At 52.5% G+C, this 26,802-nt stretch carries 22 protein-coding genes, 3 pseudogenes and 1 riboswitch; of the genes and pseudogenes, 21 read left to right on the plus strand and 4 right to left on the minus strand.

Annotation, left to right across the window (positions count from 1 at the left end):
* Window position 1: 1 nt before the first annotated feature.
* The 3 genes and pseudogenes from JCM12308_RS09775 to JCM12308_RS09785 form a co-directional block, all read right to left on the minus strand.
* Window positions 2-498 (minus strand): annotated as a pseudogene (locus JCM12308_RS09775) (Lrp/AsnC family transcriptional regulator).
* A gap of 129 nt (window positions 499-627) precedes the next feature.
* Complete coding sequence (locus JCM12308_RS09780; RefSeq protein ID WP_208609224.1) at window positions 628-1,389, minus strand: sulfite exporter TauE/SafE family protein; 762 nt, start codon at window positions 1,387-1,389, stop codon at window positions 628-630.
* Between the two features lie 187 nt (window positions 1,390-1,576).
* Window positions 1,577-2,332: a sulfite exporter TauE/SafE family protein gene (locus JCM12308_RS09785; protein WP_014286945.1), complete on the minus strand. Its 756-nt coding sequence runs from the start codon at window positions 2,330-2,332 to the stop codon at window positions 1,577-1,579.
* A 144-nt stretch (window positions 2,333-2,476) separates the two neighbouring features.
* Here JCM12308_RS09785 and ruvC point away from each other — a divergent pair, with 144 nt between their 5' ends.
* The 18 genes and pseudogenes from ruvC (at window position 2,477) to JCM12308_RS09875 (ending at window position 21,200) form a co-directional block, all read left to right on the plus strand.
* Window positions 2,477-2,977, plus strand: a complete 501-nt coding sequence (ruvC, locus tag JCM12308_RS09790; RefSeq protein ID WP_014286944.1) for a crossover junction endodeoxyribonuclease RuvC — start codon at window positions 2,477-2,479, stop codon at window positions 2,975-2,977.
* Window positions 2,974-3,588 (plus strand): Holliday junction branch migration protein RuvA, encoded by a 615-nt coding sequence (ruvA, locus tag JCM12308_RS09795; RefSeq protein WP_008551589.1) that lies wholly within the window; start codon window positions 2,974-2,976, stop codon window positions 3,586-3,588. Before ruvC ends, ruvA begins: the two co-directional genes overlap by 4 nt.
* Window positions 3,588-4,633, plus strand: a pseudogene (ruvB, locus tag JCM12308_RS09800) (Holliday junction branch migration DNA helicase RuvB). Before ruvA ends, ruvB begins: the two are co-directional and overlap by 1 nt.
* A 9-nt stretch (window positions 4,634-4,642) precedes the next feature.
* Complete coding sequence (gene ybgC, locus JCM12308_RS09805) at window positions 4,643-5,104, plus strand: tol-pal system-associated acyl-CoA thioesterase (RefSeq protein WP_014286943.1); 462 nt, start codon at window positions 4,643-4,645, stop codon at window positions 5,102-5,104.
* Between the two features lie 302 nt (window positions 5,105-5,406).
* The gene (gene tolQ / locus JCM12308_RS09810) at window positions 5,407-6,135 is read left to right on the plus strand and encodes a protein TolQ (RefSeq protein WP_164845287.1); all 729 of its coding nucleotides are present in this window, start codon (window positions 5,407-5,409) and stop codon (window positions 6,133-6,135) included.
* A gap of 3 nt (window positions 6,136-6,138) precedes the next feature.
* Entirely contained in the window at window positions 6,139-6,597 is a 459-nt protein-coding gene (tolR, locus tag JCM12308_RS09815; protein WP_054783584.1) for a protein TolR, read from the plus strand.
* Between the two features lie 6 nt (window positions 6,598-6,603).
* The gene (tolA, locus tag JCM12308_RS09820) at window positions 6,604-7,539 is read left to right on the plus strand and encodes a cell envelope integrity protein TolA (RefSeq protein ID WP_054783585.1); all 936 of its coding nucleotides are present in this window, start codon (window positions 6,604-6,606) and stop codon (window positions 7,537-7,539) included.
* A gap of 28 nt (window positions 7,540-7,567) precedes the next feature.
* A complete protein-coding gene (gene tolB / locus JCM12308_RS09825; protein WP_014286940.1) occupies window positions 7,568-8,932 on the plus strand; it encodes a Tol-Pal system beta propeller repeat protein TolB in 1,365 nt (454 codons plus the stop codon).
* 140 nt (window positions 8,933-9,072) lie between these two features.
* Window positions 9,073-9,555, plus strand: coding sequence for a peptidoglycan-associated lipoprotein Pal (gene pal / locus JCM12308_RS09830; protein ID WP_008551510.1), 483 nt, complete (start codon window positions 9,073-9,075; stop codon window positions 9,553-9,555).
* A gap of 218 nt (window positions 9,556-9,773) precedes the next feature.
* Window positions 9,774-10,388 (plus strand): tol-pal system YbgF family protein, encoded by a 615-nt coding sequence (locus JCM12308_RS09835; protein ID WP_054783586.1) that lies wholly within the window; start codon window positions 9,774-9,776, stop codon window positions 10,386-10,388.
* The gene (locus tag JCM12308_RS29520; RefSeq protein WP_208978421.1) at window positions 10,385-10,660 is read left to right on the plus strand and encodes a tetratricopeptide repeat protein; all 276 of its coding nucleotides are present in this window, start codon (window positions 10,385-10,387) and stop codon (window positions 10,658-10,660) included. Before JCM12308_RS09835 ends, JCM12308_RS29520 begins: the two co-directional genes overlap by 4 nt.
* Window positions 10,644-11,969, plus strand: a complete 1,326-nt coding sequence (gene tilS, locus JCM12308_RS09845; protein ID WP_054783588.1) for a tRNA lysidine(34) synthetase TilS — start codon at window positions 10,644-10,646, stop codon at window positions 11,967-11,969. Before JCM12308_RS29520 ends, tilS begins: the two co-directional genes overlap by 17 nt.
* 270 nt (window positions 11,970-12,239) lie before the next feature.
* Window positions 12,240-14,165, plus strand: a complete 1,926-nt coding sequence (gene ftsH, locus JCM12308_RS09850) for an ATP-dependent zinc metalloprotease FtsH (protein ID WP_014286937.1) — start codon at window positions 12,240-12,242, stop codon at window positions 14,163-14,165.
* 254 nt (window positions 14,166-14,419) lie between these two features.
* The gene (gene glmM / locus JCM12308_RS09855; RefSeq protein WP_008551501.1) at window positions 14,420-15,769 is read left to right on the plus strand and encodes a phosphoglucosamine mutase; all 1,350 of its coding nucleotides are present in this window, start codon (window positions 14,420-14,422) and stop codon (window positions 15,767-15,769) included.
* Window positions 15,770-16,037: 268 nt separating this feature from the next.
* Entirely contained in the window at window positions 16,038-16,829 is a 792-nt protein-coding gene (locus tag JCM12308_RS09860) for an outer membrane protein (protein WP_054783589.1), read from the plus strand.
* A gap of 282 nt (window positions 16,830-17,111) precedes the next feature.
* Window positions 17,112-18,283: pseudogene (locus JCM12308_RS09865) on the plus strand (phosphoserine transaminase).
* A gap of 128 nt (window positions 18,284-18,411) precedes the next feature.
* Window positions 18,412-20,010, plus strand: coding sequence for a phosphoglycerate dehydrogenase (gene serA / locus JCM12308_RS09870; RefSeq protein WP_014286934.1), 1,599 nt, complete (start codon window positions 18,412-18,414; stop codon window positions 20,008-20,010).
* Window positions 20,011-20,153: 143 nt separating this feature from the next.
* Window positions 20,154-21,200 (plus strand): M42 family metallopeptidase, encoded by a 1,047-nt coding sequence (locus JCM12308_RS09875; protein WP_054783631.1) that lies wholly within the window; start codon window positions 20,154-20,156, stop codon window positions 21,198-21,200.
* Between the two features lie 61 nt (window positions 21,201-21,261).
* Here JCM12308_RS09875 and JCM12308_RS09880 read toward each other — a convergent pair whose 3' ends face one another.
* The gene (locus tag JCM12308_RS09880; RefSeq protein ID WP_054783590.1) at window positions 21,262-22,182 is read right to left on the minus strand and encodes a DMT family transporter; all 921 of its coding nucleotides are present in this window, start codon (window positions 22,180-22,182) and stop codon (window positions 21,262-21,264) included.
* A gap of 368 nt (window positions 22,183-22,550) precedes the next feature.
* On the opposite strand from JCM12308_RS09880, the gene JCM12308_RS09885 reads away from it, so the two are divergent.
* From JCM12308_RS09885 to JCM12308_RS09900, 3 genes are all read left to right on the plus strand, one after another.
* A complete protein-coding gene (locus JCM12308_RS09885) occupies window positions 22,551-23,843 on the plus strand; it encodes an adenylosuccinate synthase (protein ID WP_008551258.1) in 1,293 nt (430 codons plus the stop codon).
* A 37-nt stretch (window positions 23,844-23,880) separates the two neighbouring features.
* Window positions 23,881-25,659 (plus strand): hypothetical protein, encoded by a 1,779-nt coding sequence (locus JCM12308_RS09890; RefSeq protein WP_054783591.1) that lies wholly within the window; start codon window positions 23,881-23,883, stop codon window positions 25,657-25,659.
* Between the two features lie 129 nt (window positions 25,660-25,788).
* A riboswitch (TPP riboswitch) is annotated at window positions 25,789-25,897 on the plus strand.
* A 171-nt stretch (window positions 25,898-26,068) separates the two neighbouring features.
* Window positions 26,069-26,779, plus strand: coding sequence for an ABC transporter permease (locus JCM12308_RS09900; RefSeq protein ID WP_054783632.1), 711 nt, complete (start codon window positions 26,069-26,071; stop codon window positions 26,777-26,779).
* The last annotated feature ends 23 nt before the right edge of the window (window positions 26,780-26,802 follow it).

Below are 26,802 nucleotides of genomic sequence, written 5' to 3' on the forward strand. Positions count from 1 at the left end.
ATCAATCGTTGTCGACGATGGATTCCAGATGCTGCAGTGGCAGTGCGCCGTTGGCCTTCAGCGTACGGATCGCGAAGTTGGAGCGCACATCCTCGACACCATCCAGTGACATCAGGAAGTCTGAGAGGAAGACATCGTAGGCTTCCAGTGTCGGGACAACGATTTCAGCAAGAATATCGGACTGACCGGAGACCAGATGGCAGGAGACGACTTCTGGCTGAGAGGTGACGCGCTCAATGATGGACATGATCTGCGCTTTGCTCTGCTTGCCGACACGCATCTCCACAAACACGGTCATGCCGAGGCCAACTGTTTTGCGGTTGACGGAGGCTGATAGCCGTTGATTACACCGCTGTCCTCAAGGTTTTTGACGCGGCGCAGGCACGGGGAGGGTGACAGAGCGACTTTGCCTGCCAGTTCTACGTTGGTCAGGCGTCCGTCTTCCTGAAGGTTTTTCAGGATTTCGAGGTCAATCTTGTCGAGCGATGATTTTGGCATAAATCTGTATTTTTCGTCTGTTTCTAGGGATATTATTGCGGAAACTACGGCCTTTTGCCAAGTTTCGCAAGCTGTGCTGTTTGTTTGACGCTTCTTGCGGCTCTTTTTCAGTGTATGTGAACTAGTGGGTCATCTGAGAATTCCATCCAAAATAGGCATGCTTGTGATGGCGGCTCCCAAGATGAGTGTGTAAGCGAGCAGGCGATAGGACTTGCCGCTGGATTTGGAGAAACCTTTGGCTCCCAGATAGATGCTCAGGCCATAGGCCGGGCAGATCAACAATGAGAGAAGCAGAAGTTCCTGTGTGATCAGGCCGTTCCACCAGAAGGCTGCAAAGGAGCCGAAGCTGGTGAAGAAGAAATAGGTGATCAGGTTGGCTCGTATGACACTGATGGGCAGGGGGCCTGACATCCAGTAGGTGATGACCGGAGGACCAGCCAGCTGTGTCATGCCGCCGAGAAGACCGGAGACAGCACCAACGCCGAATGAAGTGCGTTTGTTTGGTGCCTTGGTGTAGCGCCAGCCAGAGACTAGAACGGCGAGCAGAACAAGGACAACGCAGGACAGCACCCAGCGCAGAACGTAAGGGTCTGCATTGGTGAGCACCCATGCGCCGATGGAAACAGTGACGACGGCTCCGCCTGCTGCGGGTAGAACGGTTCTCCAATCGCAGATTTTGGTGGCGGAGACGACCATGGGCAAAGAGATGGTTGCATCGACCAGAAGGAGTGAAGCTGCGGCCAGTTTCGGGTCCATAATGGAGGAGGCGATGGGCATATAGATCATCGCTGCGCCGAAGCCTGCAAAGCCACGAGTCAACCCGGCGAGCGCTATGGTTGCGCACACCATCAAGAAGGCCGGGGATTCGAGTCCTGCGACGTCTGGGAGCATCTATGCCTCTGCTGAGAAGGTCGGTTTAAGGCTTCCTAGTTGTGCGGACTATAAATTACGAAGGCACCTTCCTCCAATCAGGACGAATGGCCGAATTGTCGAGAATTTCTCAATTACCTTTGTCTGGAGCCTCTTATTCTCGCTTAAGCCTTGGGAAACTGCGGAAAAATAGTTGAGGCGGTTACAGCTACAGATCGTGGAAGAATGGCAGTGAAACGACTGCTGCAAGGAAGATGATGCCCTTGGCTGCCCATTTGAAATAGGTTGGAGGGGCTTTGTTGAAGGCTTTCGCACCAAACATCAGGCAACCTAGATAGATGGGGCCAGTAATAAGCAGGACAGGTATGAGCTCTTTCGTGAACAAGCCGTTGTACGCGTAGGAGGCGTAGGCGGAGGCATCGGCAATCGCGATGAATACGATCATGTTGGCGCGGATGATGTTCTGCGGATGAGGGCCGGTTGCCCAGAGAGTGTAGATGGGAATGGAGGGCATCTGGCTGAAGCCGCCAAGCAGGCCCGACAGAGCCCCAACGCCGAGGTTTTGATTGCGGGTGGGTTCTTCAGAGTAAGTCCAGTTGGACATCAGTACAGCAAGAAGTGCGAAGACAACAATAGAGATGCCCCAATGCAAGACGATGGGCGGTGCGTTGGCGAGGATCCATGCACCGACGGAGACGGCGAGGATTGCACCGATTGCTGCAGGCAGGACGCTTTTCCATCGGCACAGCTTGGTTGCCGGGAAGATAAGAGGCAGGGCAATGAGGGTATCGAGAATGAGAAGTGTGGCTGCAGCGAGCTTTGGTCCGATGACCAGAGCGGCCAGAGGTATCCAGACCATGCCAGACCCAAAGCCTGCGAACCCGCGCATCAAACCTGCCAAAAGGATGGCCCCTGCGACCAGAGACAACTGTAAGGCTGAGTGTGCGTAGAGGGCTTCAATCATTGCGGGTCCTAAATAAGAACTCACGCAGGAACGCGTGGATTACTCCTGAAATTTTGCGGATTAAGCCTCTGGTTTTCGTTAGCGGCTAGCGTCTTCGGAGATTTTTCGTTACCGGTTTGTTCTATGGATCATTCAATTCGAATCATGGGTGTTGACCCTGGTCTCAGGAACACCGGTTGGGGCATTATTGATGCCAAAGGTAATCGCGTCAGCTTTATTGCCAGCGGCACGATACAATCCAACAACAAGTACTCTCTCGCAGAACGACTCAAGCAGTTGTACACTGGCTTGCAAGAAGTGATTGAACGTTATGATCCGGCAGAAGCTGCTGTTGAGAATACGTTCGTGAACAAAGATGCAGGGGCGACCCTAAAACTGGGACAGGCGAGGGGCATCGCTCTGCTCGTGCCATCTCTGCACAATCTCGTGGTTTCAGAATACGCTCCCAACCTGGTGAAAAAGACCGTGGTTGGAACAGGGCATGCAGAAAAAGAACAAATCCGTATGATGGTGAAGGTGTTGATGCCGAAGGCGACGTTTAATTCGGACGACGCGGCAGATGCACTGGCGATTGCGATCTGCCATAGTCATCACAGGGGTAGTGTAACGGGCCGTCTGGCCGCAGCGGAGGCGCTTTTGAAATGATCGGGAAACTCAAGGGTGTCGTCGACAGTTACGGCGATGATTTTGTGCTGCTGGATGTGCAGGGCGTTTGCTATCAGGTGCATTGCCCTTCTCGCGTGTTGCAGCAGTTGCCGCGTGTGGGCGAAGCTGCTGTGCTGGCCATTGAGACCATGGTGCGCGAAGACATGATCAAGCTGTTCGGCTTTGCCGAGGACAGCGAGCGTGAATGGTTCCGCATTCTCATGACCGTTCAGGGTGTTGGTGCCAAGGTTGCGCTGGGCATTTTGGGCATCATGAAAGCCTCTGAAGTGGCGAACGCGATTGCGCTGGGCGATAAGACTGCGATTACGCGCGCACCGGGTGTTGGCAAGCGTGTGGCTGAGCGTATTGTGACCGAGCTGAAGGATAAGGCACCGGCCTTTGCTTCTGTTGAGGATGATACGATTGCGGTCTCCCAAAGCGTTGCAGAGAATGTGGCTTCTCGCCCGGTGGCGGATGCGGTGTCTGCGCTCTCCAACCTTGGGTATCAGCCTGCTCAGGCATCTGCTGCTGTGGCAGCTGCTGTGAAAACAGCGGGTGAAGATGCGAGTGCTGAAAAACTTATTCGCCTTGGCCTTAAGGAACTTGCGTAATGATTGAGGGTGAGGATCGCCTTGTTACTCCGGAAATCCGGGGTGATGAAATTGATAGCGGAATGCGTCCCCAGACGCTGGATGACTTTACTGGTCAGGCGCAGGCACGTGAGAACCTGAAGGTTTTCATTGGTGCTGCCAAGGCTCGCAATGAAGCTTTGGATCACGTGCTGTTTGTTGGGCCTCCAGGGCTTGGTAAGACCACACTGGCGCAGATTATGGCACGTGAGCTTGGGGTGAACTTCCGCGCGACTTCCGGTCCTGTGATTGCGAAAGCCGGCGATCTTGCGGCTCTGTTGACCAATCTGGAAGATCGGGATGTTCTGTTCATCGATGAGATCCACCGCCTCAACCTGCGGTTGAAGAGGTGCTTTATCCAGCGATGGAAGACTATCAGCTCGATCTGATCATCGGTGAGGGGCCTGCAGCTCGCTCAGTGAAGATTGATCTGGCGAAGTTTACGCTTGTTGCTGCAACAACCCGTATCGGTTTGCTGACGACACCGCTGCGTGATCGCTTTGGCATTCCGGTTCGGTTGGAGTTTTATACGCCGCAAGAGCTGGAACTGATTGTGAAACGCGGTGCGCGCCTGCTCGGTATTGGCATGAGTGATGATGGTGCGACTGAGATCGCCAAGCGGTCTCGTGGAACACCACGTATTGCTGGCCGCTTGCTGCGCCGCGTGCGCGACTTTGCGATTGTGGCTGGTGATGCGGATATTGATGCGGGTCTTGCAGATCGTGCGTTGCGTCAGCTGGAAGTGGACAGCGCCGGCTTTGACAGTTTGGACCGTCGCTATCTGAAGCAGATCGCCATGAACTTCGGTGGTGGTCCGGTCGGTATCGAGACGATTGCAGCTGCGCTTTCTGAGCCGCGGGATGCGATTGAGGAGATTGTGGAACCCTATCTGATCCAGAATGGTTATCTTCAGCGTACGCCACGAGGTCGAATTTTGACGCCAATCGCGTTCAAGCACCTTGGTTTGGCGGTGCCGGATAACCCGAATGCACCTCAGATGGCCCTTTTTCAACATGATGAAGACTGACTTGCCGACATGAATGATAAAAAAACTGAGGCAAATTGGCCCGATCTGACAGGCCGTATTGAGGGCAATGAGCATATTTTGCCCGTGCGTGTGTATTACGAGGACACCGACTTTTCAGGGGTCGTCTATCATGCGGCTTATCTGAAATTCATGGAGCGTGGCCGTACTGAGCTGCTGCGCATGCGTGGTGTGCACCATCATGAGCTGGATTCAGGTATGCATGGTGAGCGTCTGGCCTTTGCTGTGCGTCATATGGACATTGATTTTCTCAAACCTGCACGAATCGATGATGTGCTTGAAGTTCATACGGATATCAGTGAGGTGAAGGGTGTCCGCATGTTTATCAGCCAACGGGTTATGCGTGGTGACGAAGTTTTGATCAAAGCCAGCGTGACTGCTGTGGCTATCTCTGCGGATGGCAAACCACGTAGATTGCCCAAGGATCTAGTTGCCCAGATGAACGGCGAATAAGCGCGACAATCATCGTAAAAAATCACCAATATTCATTCAAAGTAAACGGGACTGGAAACCTTTTAATCCTTCAGTAACCTTAAACAGGTCTTTTCAATAATGCCTTCAATGCTGGCTGTAGTCGAAGTTTCGCCAAATTCGACAGGCAGGAAGGCTGCTAAATGTTTAATAGACTGGTTGTGTTCATGGCAGGGGTTCTACCGTGGGCCGGTCGTTGGGTTATCAGGGCAAGAGGTCCTTACTACATGAACTCTAAGGTGATGAAACTCGTTGTGGCCATGAGCGCAGCGCTGGCAAGCACTATGCCATTGGCGGCAATGGCCCAGGACGTGCAATCTGTTGAGCTGGGTGCAGCTCCGGGTTCCGGCTTGTCCTACATTTCGCTCTTCATGGAAGCGGACATCGTCGTCAAGATTGTAATGATCGGTCTGATCGCTGCTTCTGTCTGGAGCTGGGCGATTATCTTTGACAAGGTTGTTCTGTATGGTCGTTCCCGCCGCCAGATGAACCGTTTTGAGAATGTGTTCTGGTCCGGCCAATCTCTCGAAGAGCTTTATAAGTCTCTGTCCTCCCGCGCGAATAACGGAATGTCTGCGTTGTTTGTGGCTGCTATGCGTGAATGGAAGCGCTCCCATGAAGGGGATAAGCCTGCCATTGCCAGCCTGCAACAGCGTATTGATCGCGTGATGGACCTGACGATTTCCCGCGAAGTTGAGCGCCTTGAAAAGCGCCTGTTGTTCCTTGCGACCATCGGCAGTGCGGCCCCGTTTGTGGGCCTGTTTGGCACGGTCTGGGGCATCATGAATGCGTTTACCTCCATCGCGGCTTCCAAGAACACCAACCTTGCTGTTGTGGCTCCGGGTATTGCGGAAGCGCTGTTTGCGACTGGCCTTGGCCTGATTGCAGCTATTCCGGCTGTTATTGCTTACAACAAGCTGCAGAGTGACAGCGGTAAGCTGGCTGCGCGCATGGAAGGTTTTGCAGACGAGTTTTCAGCCATTCTGTCCCGCCGTATTGATGAGCGAGCATAATCCATGGGTATGAGCACTGGAGCAGCTGGTGGTGGTGGACGCGCTGGCGGCAGACGTGGTCGCCGCAGGCATTCCCATGCACCAATGAGCGAGATCAACGTGACGCCGATGGTGGACGTGATGCTGGTGTTGCTGATCATCTTTATGGTGGCAGCTCCGCTGTTGACCGTTGGTGTGCCGATCGACCTGCCTGAAACGCGGGCGAAGGCGATGGAAGGTGATACTGAGCCGATAGCGATCTCCGTTAAGTCTGACGGATCCGTGTTCATTCAGGACACCGAGATCCCGGTTGATGAGCTGATCGCGAAACTCGGCGCGATTGCCGAGAATGGCTACAACGAGCGCATCTATGTGCGTGGAGATCAGGATGCCGATTACGGCGTCATCATGAAGGTTATGGGCCGTATCAATGCTGCTGGTTACAAGCGCATCGGGCTCGTTACTCTAGAGGAGCAGAGTTAACCGGGAATGCGTGCAGGGCTTATCGCATCGCTAGTTGTTCACGTGGTCGTGCTTGTTGCCGGAGCGGTTTCGCTTAACTTCGGCAAAGAGCTTTCGACTGCCCCGGTGGATTCACTGCCCGTGGATCTTGTGCCTGTGAGCGAGCTGACCAAGCTGCAGCTGGGTACAAAGGAAGCGAAGGAAATCAAAGAGGCTGCGTTGCAGCCGACCAAGAAGCCTGCTGAAAAGCCTGAGCCGGAGAAGAAGACCGGTGAGGCCAAGAAAGAGGTGAAGAAGGTTCAGGAAGCGAAGAGGGAAGTGCAGCAGGCTGAAACACCGCCGCCGCCACCGGAACCTGCTGAACCAGAGCCTGCTCCAAAGGAGGTGCCAAAAGAGAAGGCGCCTGCGGAGACTGCAGAACTTGGTCCTGAAATAGAAAAAACAGAAAAGCCGAAGCAGCTTGTAAAAGTCCGTCCACGTTCCAAGCCGAAGCCTCCTGTGCGTCCGAAAGCGCCGAAGAAGGAAAAGCCGAAGAAGAAGGAAGACTTCAACTCCAAGATGGCGGCTTTGCTGAACAAGACGAATGCGAAGTCGAGCGGGACTGCAAAGTCCGCAAAACCGGCTTCTCTTGGATCCGAACTGGGCCAGACCAATGTGAAGATGAGCCAGTCTGAGCTGGATGCGCTTCGCGGACAGGTTGCCCGGTGCTGGAACCCTCCTGTGGGTGCAGCTGGTGCTGAAGATCTGAACGTTCGCCTGCAATTCAACCTGAGCCGTACCGGTGAAGTTGAAGGGCAGATGCAGGTTCTGAATTCCAGCAATAACCCAACATTCAGAGCTGCTGCAAGCAGTGCAGAACGCGCGGTCTATCGCTGCGGTCCGTATTCTCTGCCAGCAGCTAAATATGATGCATGGAAAACCGTCATCTTGAATTTTGATCCTCGCGATATGCTTGGATACTAGGTATTGAGATTGAAAGGAGCTTAGGTCTATGTCCTTTGTGATGGGGCTTAACCCAATGCGTACAACAGGGATTAAGCAGCTGTGGCGTCGTGCATGCCGCTTTGTGGCTGCTGCTGTTGCTGTTGTTACCATCTCTCAACCTGCCTACGCCTTGATTGAACTGGATATTACTCAGGGCAACGTTGAACCTATGCCGATTGCAATTTCTCCCTTTGCAGGTTCCGGCTTGCAGGAAGACGTGGCAGGGCAGATTTCTCAAGTTGTTGCCGCTGACTTGCAGCGCTCGGGCTTGTTCCGCCCGATTGATCCGGCTGCCCATATTCAGCAGGAAATGAATGTAGGAACCATGCCGCGCTTTGGTGACTGGCGGACCATCGGGTCTCAGGCCTTGGTGACTGGTTCTATCGCGCAGCAGGCAAACGGTCAGATCCGTGCTGAGTTTCGTTTGTGGGATGTGTTTGCAGGTCAGCAGTTGATTGGCCAGCAGTTCTTCACCACACCTGAAAACTGGCGCCGTCTGGCGCACATCATCTCCGATGCGATCTACCAGCGTTTGACCGGTGAGAAAGGCTACTTCGATACCCGTGTTGTCTTCATTGACGAGAGCGGACCGAAAGATGCGCGCCGGAAGCGTCTGGCGATCATGGATCAGGATGGCGCGAATGTGCGCTATCTGACACGTGGTGATGATCTGGTTCTGACGCCGCGGTTCTCCCCTGTGTCTCAGGAAGTGACCTACATGTCTTATGTGGGTGGCAACCCACAGGTTTATCTGTTCAACATCGAGACCGGACAGCGTGAGGTTCTTGGTAACTTCCCAGGTATGACGTTTGCGCCGCGCTTTTCTCCTGATGGCCAGAAGGTCATCATGAGCTTGCAGCAGGGCAGCAATGCGAACCTTTATCTGATGGACTTGCGCACTCGTCGGACAACTCGTTTGACCAACACTGCAGCGATCGATACCAGCCCGTCCTTCTCTCCAGACGGACGCCAGGTGGTATTTGAGAGTGACCGTGGTGGTTCACAGCAGCTGTATGTGATGAACTCCAACGGCAGCGGTGCTGAGCGTATTTCCTTTGGTCCGGGTCAGTACTCTACGCCAGTGTGGTCTCCACGCGGTGATCTGATTGCCTTTACCAAGGTGCATCAAGGCCGCTTTATGATCGGTGTTATTCGTCCGGATGGTAAGGGTGAGCGGATCCTGACAGAGGGCTATCACAACGAAGGTCCGGCATGGTCACCAAACGGACGCGTGCTGACGTTCTTCCGAGATACTGTGGGCGAGCAGGGCGGTCCTCAGGTCTGGACTGTTGATCTGACTGGTTACAATGAACAGCTGGTTCAGACACCAAACTTTGCATCAGACCCGGCGTGGTCTCCGCTGCTCGACTAATCGTGAAGCTGAGACCCCAATTTCTTGCGGGAATTTGGGGTCATTAGCACTTCATTAACCAATAAATTCAAGTTACCCTTAACCAAGTTGGTCTAGGGCTTTTTTAACCCTCGGGGTTTGAGGGACAGGAGATTCTATAAATGTCAAAGACGCTGTTCGCGCGCGGAGCGCGTTTCGCCGCTGTGGTGGCTGTGTGTCTCGTCGCAGCAGCTTGTTCGCAGACACGCCCTGAATTGACCAGTGGCAATAGTTCTGTTGCAGCTGGTTCTGGTCAGGACTTTGTTGTGAATGTTGGGGATCGTGTATTCTTCCTCAACAACCAGAGCTCCCTTGATGGTGCAGCTCGCGGAGTTCTGGATAAGCAGGCTCAGTGGCTGCAGCACTACAAGAACTACTCTATTACCATTGAAGGTCACGCTGATGAGCGCGGCACCCGCCAGTACAACATTGCACTGGGTGCGCGTCGTGCGGCTGCGGTTCGAGAATACCTTGTTGCAAAAGGCATTAGCCCATCCCGCATCAAGACAATCTCTTACGGTAAAGAGCGTCCGGTTGCAGTGTGTAACGCGGCTTCTTGCTGGAGCCAGAACCGTCGTGCTGTGACTGTTCTGAATGGTCAGTAATTGAGTTTGACCTGCTGAAATCTAAAAAGGGCTTCCCTGATTTTGGGGAGCCTTTTTTGTTGAAACTCCTGCAAACTTGTAGGAGAACGGAAATTGGCCGGGGAGAAGCCGCAAATAGGGGTGAAACACTGAATGTGTGCCCTATTTTCGTCTTTTCCTCTTGCCAAGAGATGAGAAATTCCGACCCGACCCCTGAAGGGTGTCCCAGGAGATAATTGATGGCTCTTTACCGACGTATTGCAACAAGCTTTGTTGTTCTTGCGCTTGCAACCTCTGTTAGTTTACCTGCGAACGCGCAGCTTTTCGGTTCGTCCAAAAACGACGAAACCGCTCAGAACACTGCCCGCCTTGGTCAACTTGAGGAGCAGGTTCGTCTGCTGACGGGTAAGGTTGAAGAGCTCAATCATAAGCTACGTCTGACTGAAGATGCGCTCCGTCGTTCTCAAGAGGATGTTGAGTATCGTCTCCAACAGTTGGAAAATCCGGGCCAGACACCACGGGTTGTTCAGCCTCCTGTTGTACAGGCGCCAAGCACGACTGCACCGGCAAACCGTACTCAGCAGCTTTCTACACTGAACACTCCTGCTCAAGGCACAAACAGTGGTCCGCTGGATCTTTCTCAGATTGCGCGCGGTAACAATGCAGCACCGACTGGGTCTACGACTGCACCAAGCTCTGGTTCTCTGCAGTTTTCCGGTAGTGTGAATGAGTTGCTGACTGGTGAGCCTCAGTCCGATTACAACGCAATTTACGGCCTGATGGTTGGGGGCAACTACCCGGCTGCGACAGAAGGCTTTGATACGTTTCTTGGTATGTACCAGACCATGAGTTGACTGCGAATGCGCAGCACTGGTTGGGTGAAAGCCTGCTGGCACAGCGCCAGTATGAGAATGCGGCACAAGCCTTCCTGAAAAGCTATACTGATTTTCCAGAGAGTGAACTTGCTCCTGAGAGCTTGCTGAAGTTGGGTACTGCGCTTACAGGTATGGGTAACGCGCCCGCTGCTTGTGAGACCTACGAGCAGCTTCTCGCCAACTTCCAGTTTGCAGCACCAGCTGTTTTGGAGCAGGCCAAGGTTCAACAAAAACGTGACAACTGCCTCTAATCAAGTTGCTCTCTTTTCTACCGAAGAGCTGGATGAGCTTTTCGGAGAGTATAAGTCTTTCCGCCGGATCGCCATTGGTGTGTCCGGCGGTGCTGATTCTATGGCCCTGCTTTATCTTTTGAAGCAGTGGACACAGGAGCTGGGTTTTGCAGCTCCTGAGCTATATGCCTTCACAGTCAACCATGGTTTGCGAGCAGAAGCGGCAAGTGAAGCCGTTGGTGTTGCGCAGTACTGCACCCGTATTGAGGTGCCGCATGAAACACTGCTGTGGGAGGGAGATAAGCCATCTTCCAACATTCAGTCCGCAGCACGGGATGCGCGACACAGGTTGTTGCGGCAGGCTTCTGAGGATCATGGTTGTGATGCCCTGTTCCTTGCGCATCATCTGGAAGATCAGGCAGAAACGTTCCTGACGCGTCTTGCCCGGGGCAGTGGTGTTTATGGTCTTGCGTGCATTCGCAGGGATCGTGAGATGGATGGCTTTCATATCTGCCGTCCTTTGCTCAACATCAGTAAAGCCCGCCTGAAGGCTGTTTTACACTCAGCGCATGTGCCGTGGTTTGAAGATCCATCCAATGAAGATGAGCAGTTCACCCGGATAAAGTTCCGGCAGGCTCAAAGCGAGCTGGATGAGCTTGGGCTGACAGCGACAAAGCTGTTTGATACGGCACGACGTATGGCACGGGCTGCGGATGCGATTGATGTCTGGGTTGATGAAGTGGCCGAGAAGTCCTGCACGTTCCACAGTGCTGGTCCAGTGCGGTTTGACAGTTCCTGTCTTGAATACATTCCCGACGAGATTGGTCTGAGGTTGGTTGGGCGGCTTGTCCGCTATATCTCAGGAGCGCCATACATGCCGCGGCTTGCTAAGCTTGAAGGGCTTTATGAGACGCTGAAATCAGAGGAAGGTGCCAGAGCAGCTACGCTGGGAGGTGTTCGGTTTGCACTGGCTAAGCCTCATGAAGATGGTATTTGGTTTTGCTTCAGAGAAGCGGGTAGGGCGGGCTTGCCCGAGGTTGAGGTAAAACCGGGAGATGAAGGAATTTGGGATGAGCGATGGCGCTATAAGGCAGCGCATTCCTCAGAAGGCTTCAGAATCACTTATGTTCAAAAAGAGCTTTGTGGAGACTTTGAGCTGGAAATTCCCGCAAACTGGCTGAAAACAGCATTTCTGACAGCTCCGCTTATTGTTTTTGCTGACGGGGTATCCTACATGCCTTGGAAGAAGATTGGTCAAACTGCTGCTGATGCAGAGGTGAGATCAAGGACCTACGGGATTTCGATGGTCCCAGTGAGCAGAACATTTTGAATAAATCTTGGTTTTGCTGGCGTTCTGTTAAATCTATGCATTTATGCTTTAGAGGAATGCAACTAGGACGCCGAGGCTGGTAAAGTCGGAATTAACGGATCTTCAATCCTGAATTATCAGGGGTAACCGGTAAAATTCCGTTGGCCTTAAGAAAACTGAGAAAGAATCTGTGTCATTCTCAGGAAAACATAGAAAGCCTGTTAGGGCTCGCTATGATCTTGACAGAGACACGTGCGAGGATCGCCGCCACCTTGCGGTAAAGGGATCGAAATGAACACCAATTTCCGGAATTTTGCCCTCTGGGTGATTATCGGTCTGTTGCTGATAGCGCTGTTCCAGCTCTTTCAGAATCCGACCTCACGAAGCAACACAAATGAAATTGCCTACTCTCAGTTCATTAATCAGGCTGAGCAGGGTGATATCCGTGAGGTTACGATCCAAGAGCAACAGATCACCGGCAAATACAGCAATGGCGGTACATTCCAGACCTATGCGCCTAGCGATGCCAAATATGTTGAAGTGTTGCAGAACAAAGGCGTTCTGATCAACGCGAAGCCTCCTTCTGAAAATTTCTCTTTGCTGGGCGCCCTCATTTCCTGGCTGCCAATGCTGCTGATCCTCGGTATCTGGATCTTCGTGATGCGTCAGATGCAGGGTTCCGGCGGTAAAGCGATGGGCTTTGGTAAGTCTAAAGCCAAGCTGCTGAACGAAGCTTCTGGCCGTGTGACCTTTGAAGATGTTGCAGGCATTGATGAAGCGAAGGAAGACCTTCAGGAGATTGTTGAGTTCCTGCGTGATCCGCAGAAGTTCCAGCGTCTTGGTGGTCGTATTCCTCGCGGTGTGCTTCTCGTTGGCCCTCCAGGTACTGGTAAGACCCTTACCGCTCGCGCGGTGGCTGGTGAAGCGAACGTTCCGTTCTTCACCATTTCCGGTTCTGACTTCGTTGAAATGTTTGTTGGTGTTGGTGCTTCCCGTGTTCGTGACATGTTCGAGCAGGCTAAGAAGAACTCACCTTGCATCATCTTCATCGATGAGATCGACGCCGTTGGCCGTCACCGTGGTGCAGGCCTTGGCGGTGGTAACGATGAACGCGAACAGACCCTCAACCAGCTCCTCGTTGAGATGGATGGCTTTGAAGCCAACGAAGGTGTGATCATCATCGCGGCAACCAACCGTCCTGACGTTCTTGACCCTGCGTTGCTGCGTCCGGGCCGTTTTGACCGCCAGATCGTTGTGCCAAACCCAGATGTGATTGGTCGCGAAAAGATCCTCAAAGTGCACATGCGCAAAGTGCCTCTGGCTCCGGACGTTGATGTGCATACGCTCGCTCGTGGTACTCCGGGCTTCTCCGGTGCTGATCTGATGAACCTTGTGAACGAAGCTGCGCTTCTTGCAGCGCGCCGCTCCAAGCGTCTGGTCACCATGGCTGAGTTTGAAGACGCAAAAGACAAGGTGATGATGGGTGCGGAGCGCCGTACGCTGGTCATGACCGAAGAAGAGAAGAAGCTGACTGCATACCACGAAGCTGGTCACGCGCTGGTCGCGATGCATATGCCTGCTTCTGATCCGGTCCACAAAGCAACGATCATTCCTCGTGGCCGTGCGCTGGGTATGGTGATGCGTCTGCCTGAGAAAGATCAGGTTTCTCTGACCCGTGCGAAGTGTAAAGCTGACCTTGCTGTTGCTATGGGTGGCCGTGTGGCTGAAGAAATGATCTTCGGTTATGAGAAGGTGACCTCCGGTGCTTCTGGCGATATCCAGATGGCAACTAAGCTTGCAAAAGCAATGGCTACCCAGTTTGGTATGTCCGACAAGCTTGGTCCGCTGCTTTACGGCGAGAACCAGGAAGAGGTCTTCCTTGGTCACTCCGTAGCGAAGAACCAGAGCGTTTCTGATGAAACCCAGAAGCTGGTTGATGCGGAAGTGAAGAGCTTTGTTAATCAGGGCTACGAGACCGCAAACAAGCTTCTGCGTGAGCACGAAGATCAGCTTCACCTGATCGCTCAGGGCTTGCTGGAGTATGAAACTCTCTCCGGTGATGAAATCCGCAAGATGCTCGATGGTGAGCAGCCTGTGCGTGATACCGGTGATGACACTCCATCCACTCCTCGCTCTACCGGTGTTCCAACCGCGGGTGCGAAGAAGCATGGTGGTGGTGAGTCTCCAGACGGACTTAACCCACAGCCTCAGAGCTAATACTCCGCCTTACTAAAGGTGTTTAATAAAGTTGAAATGCCCGGCTATTAGGTCGGGCATTTGTTATTCAAGCTCAAGTGCTTGGTCTTGAGTGCGGTGATTATTCTGTGTTGCAGCTGCGTCATTTTGCAAGTGAGCCGTAACAATTGGACATATCATTTGACAGGACCGCACAAGGGCAAGCGTGTATCACCGTTTCAACTAATTTTATCGAAAGCGGTGTGCTCCGCGTTGTGAGTTCAGGGAAACATTAAATGTCGCGAAAATACTTTGGCACTGATGGAATGCGCGGTACAGCGAACAAGTGGCCAATGACCGCCGAAGTTGCGCTGAAGGTTGGTATGGCTGCGGGCGAAGTGTTCCGCCGTGGCAAGTATCGCCATCGCGTGGTTATCGGCAAGGATACGCGTCTTTCCGGTTATATGTTTGAGAATGCTCTTGTCGCAGGTTTCACTGCGATGGGAATGGATGTGTTTGTGCTTGGCCCGATGCCAACACCAGCGGTGGCAATGTTGACGCGCTCTTTGCGTGCAGATATCGGCGTAATGATCTCTGCTAGCCACAATCCGTTTGAAGACAACGGCATCAAGTTCTTTGGTCCAGATGGTTTCAAGCTTTCTGACGAGGTGGAACTGCAGATCGAGCGGCTGATTGACAGTGATATGAGCAGGAACCTGCCAGCGCCAGAAACACTCGGTCGCGCAACTCGTATCGACAGCATGAAAGACCGTTACATCGAGTTCGCAAAGCGCACGTTGCCACGTGACCTCAACCTGAACGGCATGCGCATTGTGATTGATTGCGCGAATGGTGCCGCTTACAAGGTTGCTCCAGAGATTCTATGGGAGTTGGGTGCGGAAGTGTTCCCTCTGGGTGTTGACCCGGATGGCTTCAACATCAACAAAGACTGCGGTTCAACTGCTCCGGAAGCGCTTGCCAAGAAAGTGCATGAGGTTCGTGCGGATATCGGTATCGCGCTGGATGGTGATGCAGACCGCGTGATCATCGTGGATGAGAACAGCAAAGTGGTTGATGGTGATCAGCTGATGGCTGTGATCGCTGAATCTTGGAAAGCTGCTGGCCGTCTTTCTGCACCAGGTATTGTGGCGACCGTGATGTCCAACCTTGGTCTGGAGCGTTACCTGAAAGGTATTGGCCTTTCTCTGGAACGTACCAAAGTTGGCGACCGCTATGTTGTTGAGCGGATGCGTGAAGGCGGCTTTAACGTCGGCGGTGAGCAGTCCGGTCATATCGTCATGTCTGACTTTGGTACGACAGGTGATGGTCTTGTTGCTGCGCTTCAGATTCTTGCTTGCGTGAAGAAGATGAACAAGCCGGTTTCAGAGGTCTGTAACCGATTCGTTCCTGTGCCTCAGATCCTTAAGAATGTACGCTATGGAAGTGGCAAGCCGCTTGAAGACAAGGCTGTGAAAGCGGTTATCAAGGCGGGTGAGGAGAAGCTTGGTAAACAGGGCCGCCTTGTTATCCGTGCTTCCGGTACTGAGCCACTGATCCGTGTGATGGGCGAAGCGGATGATGCCAAGCTGCTGAATGAGGTGGTTGATAGCATTGTCGATGCTGTTAAAAAGGCCGCTGCTAGTTAACTGAAATAATTTAGTTTATCGGATTTCAAAGGCGAGTGCTGTGAGGTGCTCGCCTTTTTCGTTCTCATGTTTGCGTTTTGCATAAGTAAATGGAAGTTAACGAATTGAGATTTGCTTGGTGATGTTCTGTTAGTTGTTTGTTAACGATAAATATTAGGGTTAAGAATACTGGTTAATTTATAGGTAATTCTTTCTCTGTAGAAAGTGCTTAGGTTTTATTCAAGGGCCATCGTCTTGCGTGACGGGTGCCGTTTGAGAGGACATAAGCATGAAGTATTTTAGTAATTTGCTGTCTCTGACCGCAGCTGCAATGGTGTCAACTACAGTTGCTTATGCGGCCGATCTTCCAGCACCTGTTTTCGTGGAAGAGCCAGAGCTCCCGCAAGTTGAGATCGGTGGTGGTTGGTATCTGCGTGGCGACATCGGCTACAAGGTTTATCAGGATCCCAAGGCCAAGTTCTCCCACATCAAGTTTAAGGATGAAGAGCTTGAGCCAACCGGTGTGGTTGGAGTGGGTGTTGGTTACCGCGTAAACGACTACCTTCGTACAGATGTGACATTGGATTACGAATGGGACGCGGATTTCACTGCAAAAGCTGATTGTATCGGTACTTGTGGCTCTGTCAGCGACTCTGATGAGTTTGCGACCCTGGATGTCTGGACTGTTCTTTGGAATGTCTATGCAGATCTAGGCTACTATAACGGCTTCACACCATATGTTGGTGCGGGTATTGGCGCCTCTTATGTGAATGCGAAAAATGTACGCGCAATCAATGCTGATGGCACCCGAGTTAAGTATCCTAAAGGTCATTGGTGGAACTTCTCCTGGGCGCTAATGGCCGGTACTTCCTATGAAATCGATGAGAACTGGAAGATCGATGCTGGCTACCGCTATCTGAACATTGGTGCTGTGAAGACCAAGTCATTCTCCAGCAATGGTAAGACCTCTGGCATCAAGTACGACAACCTGGCCGCACACGAAGTGCGTGTTGGTCTGCGCTATGAGTTTGGTGGTGGATCTGAAGGTGGTTATGACGAGCCGATTGTTACGAAATTCTAGGTCGCAGGCTGGAGCGCCTCCAGCTTGATTGTTGACTGTAGTACTCAGGAGCCTGTCATATGACAGGCTCTTTTTTGTCTAAAATTTAGGAAATGAGCGTTCTTGAAATATTGGTTATCCACTGGGGTGCTGATCAAAATATATCTAATCGTACGCTGCGTTTAGTCGATTGAATGTTGCTCTGCAAAAAAACATTTGTTGACGAGATAAGTCGTTTCGCATAGACCCGTCGGTGGGACACCCCTCCCCAACGAGGGGCGCCTATCTGAAAGGGTAGTCAAAATGACGAATACGACAATGCCGGTCACAAAGCCGGCAAACCCGAACTTTTCTTCGGGTCCATGTGCCAAGCGTCCGGCTGGACACCTGCTGTATTGACAGGTGCGCCTCTTGGCAGATCTCACCGTGCAAAAATTGGTAAGGCGAAGCTGAAAGAAGCTATCGAGCTGACTCGTGAAGTCCTCGAAGTGCCGGCTGATTACAAAATCGGAATTGTTCCTGCTTCTGATACTGGTGCCGTTGAAATGGCACTTTGGTCGCTGCTTGGTGCGCGCCCAGTAGACATGGTTGCCTGGGAAAGCTTTGGTTCCGGTTGGGTTTCCGATGTTATGAAGCAGCTCAAGCTTGCAGATGCGCGCAAGATTGAAGCTGGCTATGGCGAACTGCCAGATCTCACAGAGATTAACTTTGACCACGACGTGGTCTTCACTTGGAACGGCACCACCTCTGGTGTGCGTGTGCCGAATGGTGATTTTATTCCGGCTGACCGCAAGGGTCTGACCATCTGCGATGCGACCTCCGCTGCATTTGCGCAGGAGCTTGAGTTCGACAAGCTGGATGTTGTGACCTACTCTTGGCAGAAGGTTCTGGGTGGTGAAGCAGCTCACGGCATTCTGATCCTGTCACCTCGTGCTGTAGAGCGCCTTGAGAGCTATACGCCTGCATGGCCGATGCCTAAGATCTTCCGCCTGACCAAAGGTGGGAAACTGATCGACGGTATCTTTGAAGGAGCGACCATCAACACGCCGAGCATGCTTTGCGTTGAAGATTATCTGGATGCTTTGGGTTGGGCCAAAGAACTGGGTGGTCTGAAGGCTCTGGTTGCTCGTGCTGATGCGAACACCGCTGCGATCACCAACTGGGCTGAAAAAACCGATTGGGTTGATTTCCTTGCAGTTGAACCGGCAACCCGCTCCAACACTTCTGTTTGCCTGAAGATTGTTGATCCGGAAATCACAAAGCTTGATGACAAAGCACAAGCTGCATTTGCGAAAGCGATTGTGAACCTGCTCGACAAGGAAGAAGTGGCATTTGACATTGGTGCTTACCGTGATGCGCCTTCCGGTCTTCGGATCTGGTGTGGTGCAACGGTTGAAACTGCCAATGTGGAAGCACTGCTGCCATGGTTGGACTACGCCTTCGCTGCTGAAAAAGCGAAGCTGGTTTCCGCTTAAAATCCTAATTTCTGAACGAGATAGTTCCGGTCGCTGATGGTGACCGGTTAACCTGACGCAAGAAGTGTATCTGTTTCCCGAAAAGAAGAGATGGGAAGGTACCTTCGTTGACTTGAAAGGTTAGCCCGATGGCTCCTAAGGTCCTGATTTCCGACAAGCTCTCTGAAAAAGCAGTCCAGATTTTTAAAGATCGTGGTTGTGACGTTGATTTCCTGCCCGACGTTGGCAAGGACAAAGAAAAGCTCGCTGAGATTATCGGTCAATACGATGGTTTGGCGATCCGTTCCGCAACCAAAGCCACCGAGAAGATCATCAAAGCGGCAACTAACCTGAAGGTGATTGGTCGAGCTGGTATCGGTGTCGATAACGTTGATATTCCGGCAGCGACTGCCAAGGGTATCGTTGTCATGAACACCCCGTTCGGCAACGCGATTACGACTGCTGAACACGCTATTGCGATGATGTTTGCGGTAACCCGTCAGATCCCTGCTGCGGATGTTTCCACGCAGGCTGGCAAGTGGGAGAAGTCCCGCTTTATGGGTAACGAAGTCACCTCCAAGACGCTTGGTCTGGTTGGCTGTGGTAACATCGGTTCCATCGTTGCAGACCGTGCTATCGGTTTGAAAATGAAGGTGATTGCGTTCGATCCGTTCCTTTCTCATGAGCGTGCAATTGATCTCGGTGTAGAGAAAGTTGAGCTGGAAGACCTCTTCAAGCGTGCAGACTTCATCACACTGCATACGCCTCTGACTGACCGTACCCGCAACATCATTGATGCGGATGCGATCGACATGATGAAAGAGGGTGTTTACCTCATCAACTGTGCTCGTGGTGGTCTGGTTGATGAAGTTGCTCTGCGTGCTGCGCTGGATAGCGGTAAAGTTGCTGGTGCTGCGGTTGATGTGTTCACAGAAGAACCAGCAAAAGAGAACGTTCTGTTTGGTGCGCCAAATCTGGTTTGTACACCTCACCTTGGTGCATCCACTTCTGAAGCACAGGAAAATGTAGCGCTTCAGGTGGCTGAACAGATGTCTGACTATCTGGTCAATGGTGCTGTTTCCAACGCACTGAACATGCCATCCATCACTGCTGAAGAAGCTCCGCGTCTGGCGCCATTTGTTAAGCTAGCAGAACAACTTGGTTCCTTTGCTGGTCAGGCAACCGAGACAGGCATCAAGGCGGTTCGTATTGAATACGAAGGTGACGTTGCCGAGATGAACGTGAAGGCGATGACCGCTGCAGCGCTCACCGGTGTTCTTCGCCCACTGCTGCAGACCGTGAACATGGTTTCTGCGCCAGAAGTTGCGAAAGAGCGCGGCATCGTAATTGAAGATGTTCGTCGTGAGCAGCATGGTGCTTATGAAAACTACATCCGCCTGACTGTTATCACAGAGCGTCAGGAGCGTTCTGTTGCTGGGACTGTCTTCGGTGATCAGAAGCCACGTATCATCCAGATCAAAGGCATCAACATGGAAGCAGAGCTTGGCGAGAACATGCTCTACGTGACCAACCAGGATAAGCCTGGCTTCATTGGTCAGCTGGGTTCCATCCTTGGTGATGCGAAGATCAACATCGCGACGTTTAACCTTGGCCGTAAGGTTGAGGGTGAGGAAGCGATCTGTCTGGTTGAGATTGATGGTGAAATTGCTGAGGCGACTGTAAATGAGATTGCAGCGATTGAGCAGGTGAACCAAGCGAAGCTGTTGCACTTCCCTCAGCAGGGCTAAGCTATTTAGCTGAAATTGATTAGCAAAAGGCGGTTTTCGGGCCGCCTTTTCTTTTTCCGGTGGTCAGAGGCTCCGTGGAATTGCTTATCTGAGCACTTAGGCTCATGATGCGGGCTGGTTCCATTGTTGAGTTGAAAGCTACCATGAATATTGATCTACTGCGCCGCCTCTGCGAAACCCCGGGTGTTCCTGGGCATGAGCATCGAGTGCGCGACCTTATCCTGAAGGAAATTGAGGGCCTGTTTGATGATGTTCAAACGGATGCAATGGGCTCTCTGATCTGCCGACGTGATGCGCGTAAGCCTGCAAAAAAAGGCGAGAAGCCGAAGAAGGTCATGCTGCTCTGTCATATGGATGAGATCGGCTTCCTTGTTTCTCATATCACGGACAAAGGCTTTATCTATGTGCATCCGGTTGGCGGCTTTGATGCGCGTAACTTGTTCTCGCGCCGTGTGCTGGTTTCAACGGATGAAGGTGATCTGAAAGGGGTGATGAATGCGGCTGGCCGGCCTATTCATATTGCCTCTCCTGAGGAGCGCAAAAAGACACCGGAAGTAACTGACTTTGTTATTGATCTTGGTCTTGGAGAAAAGACTAAAGAGGTGGTCAAAGTGGGTGATATGGTGACCCTCGATGAGCCGCTGATTGAGATTGGTGAGAAGGTGGTTTCCAAGGCGCTGGATAACCGTGTGGCGTGCTGGCTTGGCATTGAAGCTTTGCGTGCGCTCGGCGATGCGAAGCATGCCTGTGAAATCTATGTTGCGTTCACCTGTCAGGAAGAAGTTGGTCTGCGTGGTGCGAAGACAGCTGCTTATGCGATCCAGCCTGATATCGGGCTTGGTGTTGATATTACGCTGGCTTGTGACACACCGGGTGTTTCTGAACAGGATCGGACAACTGTGCAGGGCGCGGGCTTTGGTCTTCATGTGAAAGACAGCTCCTTCATTGCTGATTTGCAGCTTGTGAAGGACATTGAGGAGCTGGCAAAAGAAGAAGAGATCCCATATCAGCGCACTATGTTGAGGATTGGTGGTCAGGATGGAGCAGCTGCTCAGCAAGCTGCAGCTGGTGCGAAAGCTGTCGGTATTGTGGTTGGAACGCGGTATGTACACACTGTTACGGAGATGATCCATAAGAGTGATTTGCTGGCAGCGCGAGATATTCTGGCAGCTTATCTGAAGTGCAACTGATCTACCGCGCTTCGCTATAAAGAGACATTGCCTCCGGTTCGTCAGAGCCGGAGGCGTTTTGTTAGGCGGTGGCTTGTTGTTTGTTGGTCCAGCGGCTGGTGAGGCGGCCATCGATGAGCAGGAGCGCAATGAAGATTGCGGCCATGCCGAGCCAGTGGTTTGGTTCCAGGCGTTCATTCAGGAAGATTGCGCCGAGGATGATCGCGCTGACCGGGATCAGAAGTGTGACGGATGCTGCGTTGGTGGCGCCGGCCAGTTTGAAGAGCTGGAAGTACAGGATGTAAGCGAAGGCTGTGCATGCCAGAGCGAGAACCAGAACGCTTGACCATGTGAGAGCGGAAGCTGCCATAAGCTGCTGTGTTGGGGCCATATAGATGAGGGCCGGGATAAGCAGGATGGTTGAGGCGGTTAACTGGCCTGTTGCCAAGGCTGCCGGGGGCAGCTTTTTAAGGCGCATGATTATAAAAGCGCCGAAGGCATAGGAGAGTGCGGCGCCCAACACTGCGAGCTGCGGTAGAACCTGATTGCTGGCTCCGCTCAACGCATCGCTGCCCACCATGATTGCCACACCGATGATGCCGATGATTGCAGCGATCAGCTTGGTGACGGTCAGCTTCTCCTCATTGCTGAGTATCTGCATGACGATCATCGTGAAGATGGGCGTGAATGCGTTGAGGACAGAGGCCAGTCCAGAGGCAATGTATTGCTGGCCCCAGAAGATGAGAGAGAAGGGGACCACGTTGTTCATGAAGCCGAGCAGAAGGAAGCTGCCGATCCATTTTGCCGTGAGAGGAATAGATTGACGGGTAACAAGAAGAAAGCACCACATGGCGGTCGCTGCGATGGCTACTCTCAGGAAAACCAGTGTAACGGGATCCAGCGCAGCCACTGCGATCTTGGCGAAAAAGAAAGCGCCGCCCCACAAGGTGCCCAATAAGAGATGAATAGACCAGGCGAGCCAGTCAAGTTTTTGTGCGTTCATAAAGCGTATTCAACTTGGTGAAATTTCTTGCAGGAATTGCAAAAAATGTGGAATTGGAATTAGGACTAGTAATATCACTCGGTCTTACGGCTGTACCACCCGATTTGCGAGTAAAACAATCAACAGAGGTTCACTCTGATCGCAAAAATTACAGTCTTCAGCCTCATTTTGAAGGAAAAGGGCTCGTATTTAAGTGAGTGACAGATTATAAGGCGCTGTAACTGCGCCCCGGCTTTTACGCCGGGGTTTCTTATGTTGTCTCTCATGATTTGCATTCTGAGGTGACAAACCACTTTATACAGACAAGCAAATCATATGACGGCGTCTTTGAGACAAGACGCTGGCAGCCGCAGGAGGGCTGAAAAACCATGGCCAACGTTGTCGTAGTTGGGTCACAATGGGGTGACGAAGGTAAGGGTAAACTTGTCGACTGGCTCTCTGAGCAAGCCGATGTTGTTGTACGCTTCCAAGGCGGACACAATGCAGGTCATACGCTTGTTATTGACGGCACGAGCTACAAGCTGGCACTGCTGCCATCTGGTGTTGTTCGTGGCAAACTTTCCGTCATCGGCAATGGCGTTGTGATTGACCCTCATGCACTGGTCGCTGAAATTGAGCGCCTTGAAGCTCAGGGTGTGAAAATCTCTCCGGAAATCCTGCGTGTTGCTGACAATGCTACTCTTATTCTGAGCCTGCACCGCGAGCTTGATGCTCTGCGTGAAGATGCAAGCCCAGCAGGCACCAAAATCGGCACCACCAAACGTGGTATCGGCCCTGCTTATGAAGATAAAGTCGGTCGTCGCGCAATCCGCGTGATGGATCTGGCAAACATGAGCACGCTGCCAGCGAAGATTGACCGTCTGCTGACACACCACAATGCAATTCTGCGTGGTCTGGGTCGCGATGAAATCTCTCCTGAAACCATCTATCAGGAGCTGGAAAGCGTTGCAGACAAGATCCTGCCTTACATGGATAAAGCATGGTACATGCTGGATAAAGCGCGCCGTGAAGGTAAGCGTTTGTTGTTTGAAGGTGCGCAGGGCGCGCTGCTGGACAACGACCACGGCACTTATCCGTTTGTAACTTCATCCAATACAGTTGCAGGTCAGGCTGCTGCTGGTAGTGGTCTTGGTCCAAACTCCATCGATTACGTGCTTGGCATCACCAAAGCTTACACCACCCGCGTTGGTGAAGGTCCGTTCCCGACAGAACAGCAGAACGAAGTTGGTGAGTTCCTCGGTACTCGTGGTCATGAGTTCGGAACAAACACCGGTCGTCGTCGTCGCTGTGGCTGGTTTGATGCAGTGATTGTCCGTCAAACCGTTTGCACCAGCGGAATCAATGGGATTGCATTGACAAAGCTTGACGTTTTGGACGGACTGGATGAAATTAAGATTTGTGTTGGTTATGAGCTAGATGGTGAGCGAATCGATTACCTTCCGGCATCTCAAGGTGCTCAGGCGCGGGTTGTTCCCATTTATGAGACCCTGCCTGGTTGGAAGGAATCAACCAAAGGCGCGCGCACCTGGGCTGAATTACCTGCACAAGCTGTGAAATACGTTCGGCATGTTGAAGAGCTGATTGGTGCTCCGGTCGCTCTGTTATCAACAAGCCCAGAACGTGATGACACAATCCTGGTTCAGAATCCATTCCAGGATTAAGTCGTGAAGTGAAGCTCTGGGGGCAATGGGCAGTTAAATGGCGGACTATAATTCCGTTCTGAAAAAAGCGGTAGCTGGTTTACAAGAGAACACTGGTTCGGCACGGCGGGCAGTTTATCAACGCGCGCGAAATGCAATTGTAAAGCAACTTAAAAGTTACGACCCACCACTGTCTCCCTCCCAGATCACTGAGGAGCAGCTGAAGCTTGAAGAGGCCATTCGTAAGGTCGAGGCGGAAGCTGCTCGCGAGTCTCTCGGGTTGGGGCGGTCCAAAACCACCCCAGCTCCAAGTGCTCCGCAGCCGACAGCTCCTCCTGTTTCTGCGACACCAACACCTCCACCAGCTGACGACAAGCCAAAGGCTGACGCAAAGCCTGAAGAGCCTGCACGCGAAGAGCCAAAAGCTCCTGCTGCCAAAGCGGATGTGTTTAAAGAAGCTGTTCGCGCCGCGCAGGACCTTGGCAATGCTGCTCACCAAGCCAATCAGATGGCGCGTGACCAGCTGCCTGAAGCTTCTAAAGAGCGCAAAGAGCCTGATCTTGGTTCTATGGGCGAGAGCGAGCCGAAAGAGCCTGCTGCTTCCCTGCCAACCAAAGGGGCTGTTGAGACCAGCGCTGAAGAGCGTGCATGGGTTCCGGGTGAAGCTCGTCGCTCCAAGCTGGAGACCAAAGACAAAACCGCTCGCCGCGAGATTGACGAGCCTGCAAAGGTTAAGCCAAAGACAAGCCGTAAACCTGCTTCCTCCCGCAAGCCTGTGGTTGCACAGCGCGTAGGGGACGCGATTGAGCAGGAGGAAGGTCTGAAGCCTTCCAATACATCCGGCATTGTCGGCATGATTGTTATCATCCTGATCATTCTGGGTGTGACTGCAGGCGTTTACAGCCAGCGTGAAGCCATTCTCTCTCTGATCCTGCCAGCTGAAACCAGCGAGACTGGAGAGCCAGAGAGCGCACCAACGGGTGAAGATGAACCACTTCGGGTTCAGCCAGAGCGTGCACCTAAGAAGAACACTGACCGTCTGTTGCCATCTGATGAAGGAGCTAAAGTTTCTCCAGATGCAACACCGGTGACGACAACACGGATTACCCGGAACTCTTCCAGCGCGGCACCAGCAGAAAGTGCACCTGCACCAACTGTTGTTCGCAGTGTTGATCCGGCTCCTTCCGCATCCGCTGATGATAGTGCTGCACCTCAGGTGTTGCCGGCCAAGGAGCCTGAGCAGCAGGCAGCGGGTGTAGAGACAAACTCAGTTCCACCTGCAGAGACCATCGGCACCGAGTCTGAGATTTCTCCAGTGGCACAGCAGAGCATTCTTTATGAAGAGGCTTTGACACCAGGTGCGGCTGGTTCTGCTTCTCGCGGTAATGTGGTCTGGACGCTGGATGAGGTTAATGGAACCTCTGTCATCAAAGCTGTTGCGACGCTTCCATCCCGTAATCTCTCTGTTGAGATGACGCTGAAGCCGAACAGTGACCAGTCTCTGCCTGCAAGCCACCTGCTGGAGCTGAACTTCATCTTCCCGGAAGGGTTTGACGGCAAGGGCGTTGAGAAAGTACCTGGCCTGATCCTGAAGAAGACTGAATCCGAAGCTGGTGATCCGCTTGATGGGGCTGCCGTGAAGGTTTCTGACACGCTGTTCTGGATTGCTCTTTCTGACAGCAATGAAGAGAAGGCAAAGAACCTGCAGCGTCTCGCTGAGCGCGAATGGATTGATGTTCCGCTGCTGTATAACAGCGGTCGCCGCGCAATGTTGACCTTTGAAAAAGGGACAACTGGCAACAAGGTTGTCGCACAGGCAATCAAGAGCTGGAAGTAATCTGATTTCAGCAAGTTAGATTGATTTTATAAGCCTTGGCTCTGTTAGAGCTGAGGCTTTTTTTCATGGCGTTGTCCCCCGGCCTTCGAAAATCTGCTTGCAAACTCCCGTAGAAACGCGCATGGTCCTTGCCATTCCGAGGGGTGCTTTTCTTGACGAAAAGCTGAGATTGCCACGAGCTAAACCCTTTGAACCTGATCCGGGTAATGCCGGCGAAGGGACGGGACCTGAGCCATTCTTCCCGGATCTCCATCTCTGCAGTTTGTAGTTGGAGGTCCTGTGTCGAAAATTCCCAGAGAGCCAATCTGAGCTCCGTTCTTCCGCCTGTTTGTGATGCCCAATACCATTGTTGGGAAATGACATGCTGAAGCGAGCTTTTATACGAATTCTGCGAAGTCTTTTCGGGATTTTGCTGTTTGTCGCCATTTGGGAAATTGTGGTTCGGATTGGAGAGTTTCCTCCGTTTCTATTGCCAGGTCCGGCGGCGGTGTTTACCGCTTTTCTCAATCAGGGTGCCTTCCTGCTGCATCATGCAGGCATTACCGCCTATGAGACCGTTCTCGGCTTTCTCTTTGGCGTGAGTGCCGGGGCCTCGCTTGCAATACTGCTGTCGATGTCTCGCCGGGTGCGCCTATTTCTGCTGCCTCCAATTGCAGCAACTCAATCTCTTCCTGTATTTGCGATTGCGCCGCTTTTGGTGCTGTGGTTCGGCTTTGGGCTTGCTTCCAAGGTGGTGATGGCTGTGATTGTGATCTTCTTTTCCGTGACCTCAACGTTTTTTGACGGGTTACGGAGGACGGATCAGTCGCTGCTCGACCTAGGCAAGCTGCATGGCCTCAACCGCTGGCAAATGCTTCGCTACATCCGCATTCCTGCTGCGCTGCCGTCTTTGGCTTCAGGCATGCGGATTGCTGCAGTGTTCGCTCCAATTGGTGCGGTGGTTGGAGAATGGGTTGGTGCAAAGGGAGGGCTGGCTTTCATCATGTTGCAATCCAACGCACGCATGCAAACGGCGACCATGTTTGCAGCGCTGATCTTGCTTGCGGTGATGGTGTTGAGCCTGAGAGCAGTTGTTGAGTTCGCCACTTCTCGGATGATCTATTGGCAGAAAGAGATCTAGATCTCAGAGTATGAGGACGTAAC

The organism is Pseudovibrio denitrificans JCM 12308 (assembly GCF_001310815.1).
In the GTDB taxonomy this organism is placed as follows: Bacteria; Pseudomonadota; Alphaproteobacteria; order Rhizobiales; family Stappiaceae; genus Pseudovibrio; species Pseudovibrio denitrificans.

What these genes read in the sequence shown, in the direction of transcription:
- JCM12308_RS09780 (WP_208609224.1), bottom strand. Translation starts at nt 1,389, where the DNA reads ATGCTCCCAGACGTCGCAGGACTCGAATCCCCGGCCTTCTTGATGGTG.
- JCM12308_RS09785 (WP_014286945.1), bottom strand. Translation starts at nt 2,332, where the DNA reads ATGATTGAAGCCCTCTACGCACACTCAGCCTTACAGTTGTCTCTGGTC.
- ruvC (WP_014286944.1), top strand. Translation starts at nt 2,477, where the DNA reads ATGGGTGTTGACCCTGGTCTCAGGAACACCGGTTGGGGCATTATTGAT.
- ruvA (WP_008551589.1), top strand. Translation starts at nt 2,974, where the DNA reads ATGATCGGGAAACTCAAGGGTGTCGTCGACAGTTACGGCGATGATTTT.
- ybgC (WP_014286943.1), top strand. Translation starts at nt 4,643, where the DNA reads ATGAATGATAAAAAAACTGAGGCAAATTGGCCCGATCTGACAGGCCGT.
- tolQ (WP_164845287.1), top strand. Translation starts at nt 5,407, where the DNA reads ATGCCATTGGCGGCAATGGCCCAGGACGTGCAATCTGTTGAGCTGGGT.
- tolR (WP_054783584.1), top strand. Translation starts at nt 6,139, where the DNA reads ATGGGTATGAGCACTGGAGCAGCTGGTGGTGGTGGACGCGCTGGCGGC.
- tolA (WP_054783585.1), top strand. Translation starts at nt 6,604, where the DNA reads ATGCGTGCAGGGCTTATCGCATCGCTAGTTGTTCACGTGGTCGTGCTT.
- tolB (WP_014286940.1), top strand. Translation starts at nt 7,568, where the DNA reads ATGTCCTTTGTGATGGGGCTTAACCCAATGCGTACAACAGGGATTAAG.
- pal (WP_008551510.1), top strand. Translation starts at nt 9,073, where the DNA reads ATGTCAAAGACGCTGTTCGCGCGCGGAGCGCGTTTCGCCGCTGTGGTG.
- JCM12308_RS09835 (WP_054783586.1), top strand. Translation starts at nt 9,774, where the DNA reads ATGGCTCTTTACCGACGTATTGCAACAAGCTTTGTTGTTCTTGCGCTT.
- ftsH (WP_014286937.1), top strand. Translation starts at nt 12,240, where the DNA reads ATGAACACCAATTTCCGGAATTTTGCCCTCTGGGTGATTATCGGTCTG.
- glmM (WP_008551501.1), top strand. Translation starts at nt 14,420, where the DNA reads ATGTCGCGAAAATACTTTGGCACTGATGGAATGCGCGGTACAGCGAAC.
- JCM12308_RS09860 (WP_054783589.1), top strand. Translation starts at nt 16,038, where the DNA reads ATGAAGTATTTTAGTAATTTGCTGTCTCTGACCGCAGCTGCAATGGTG.
- serA (WP_014286934.1), top strand. Translation starts at nt 18,412, where the DNA reads ATGGCTCCTAAGGTCCTGATTTCCGACAAGCTCTCTGAAAAAGCAGTC.
- JCM12308_RS09875 (WP_054783631.1), top strand. Translation starts at nt 20,154, where the DNA reads ATGAATATTGATCTACTGCGCCGCCTCTGCGAAACCCCGGGTGTTCCT.
- JCM12308_RS09880 (WP_054783590.1), bottom strand. Translation starts at nt 22,182, where the DNA reads ATGAACGCACAAAAACTTGACTGGCTCGCCTGGTCTATTCATCTCTTA.
- JCM12308_RS09885 (WP_008551258.1), top strand. Translation starts at nt 22,551, where the DNA reads ATGGCCAACGTTGTCGTAGTTGGGTCACAATGGGGTGACGAAGGTAAG.
- JCM12308_RS09890 (WP_054783591.1), top strand. Translation starts at nt 23,881, where the DNA reads ATGGCGGACTATAATTCCGTTCTGAAAAAAGCGGTAGCTGGTTTACAA.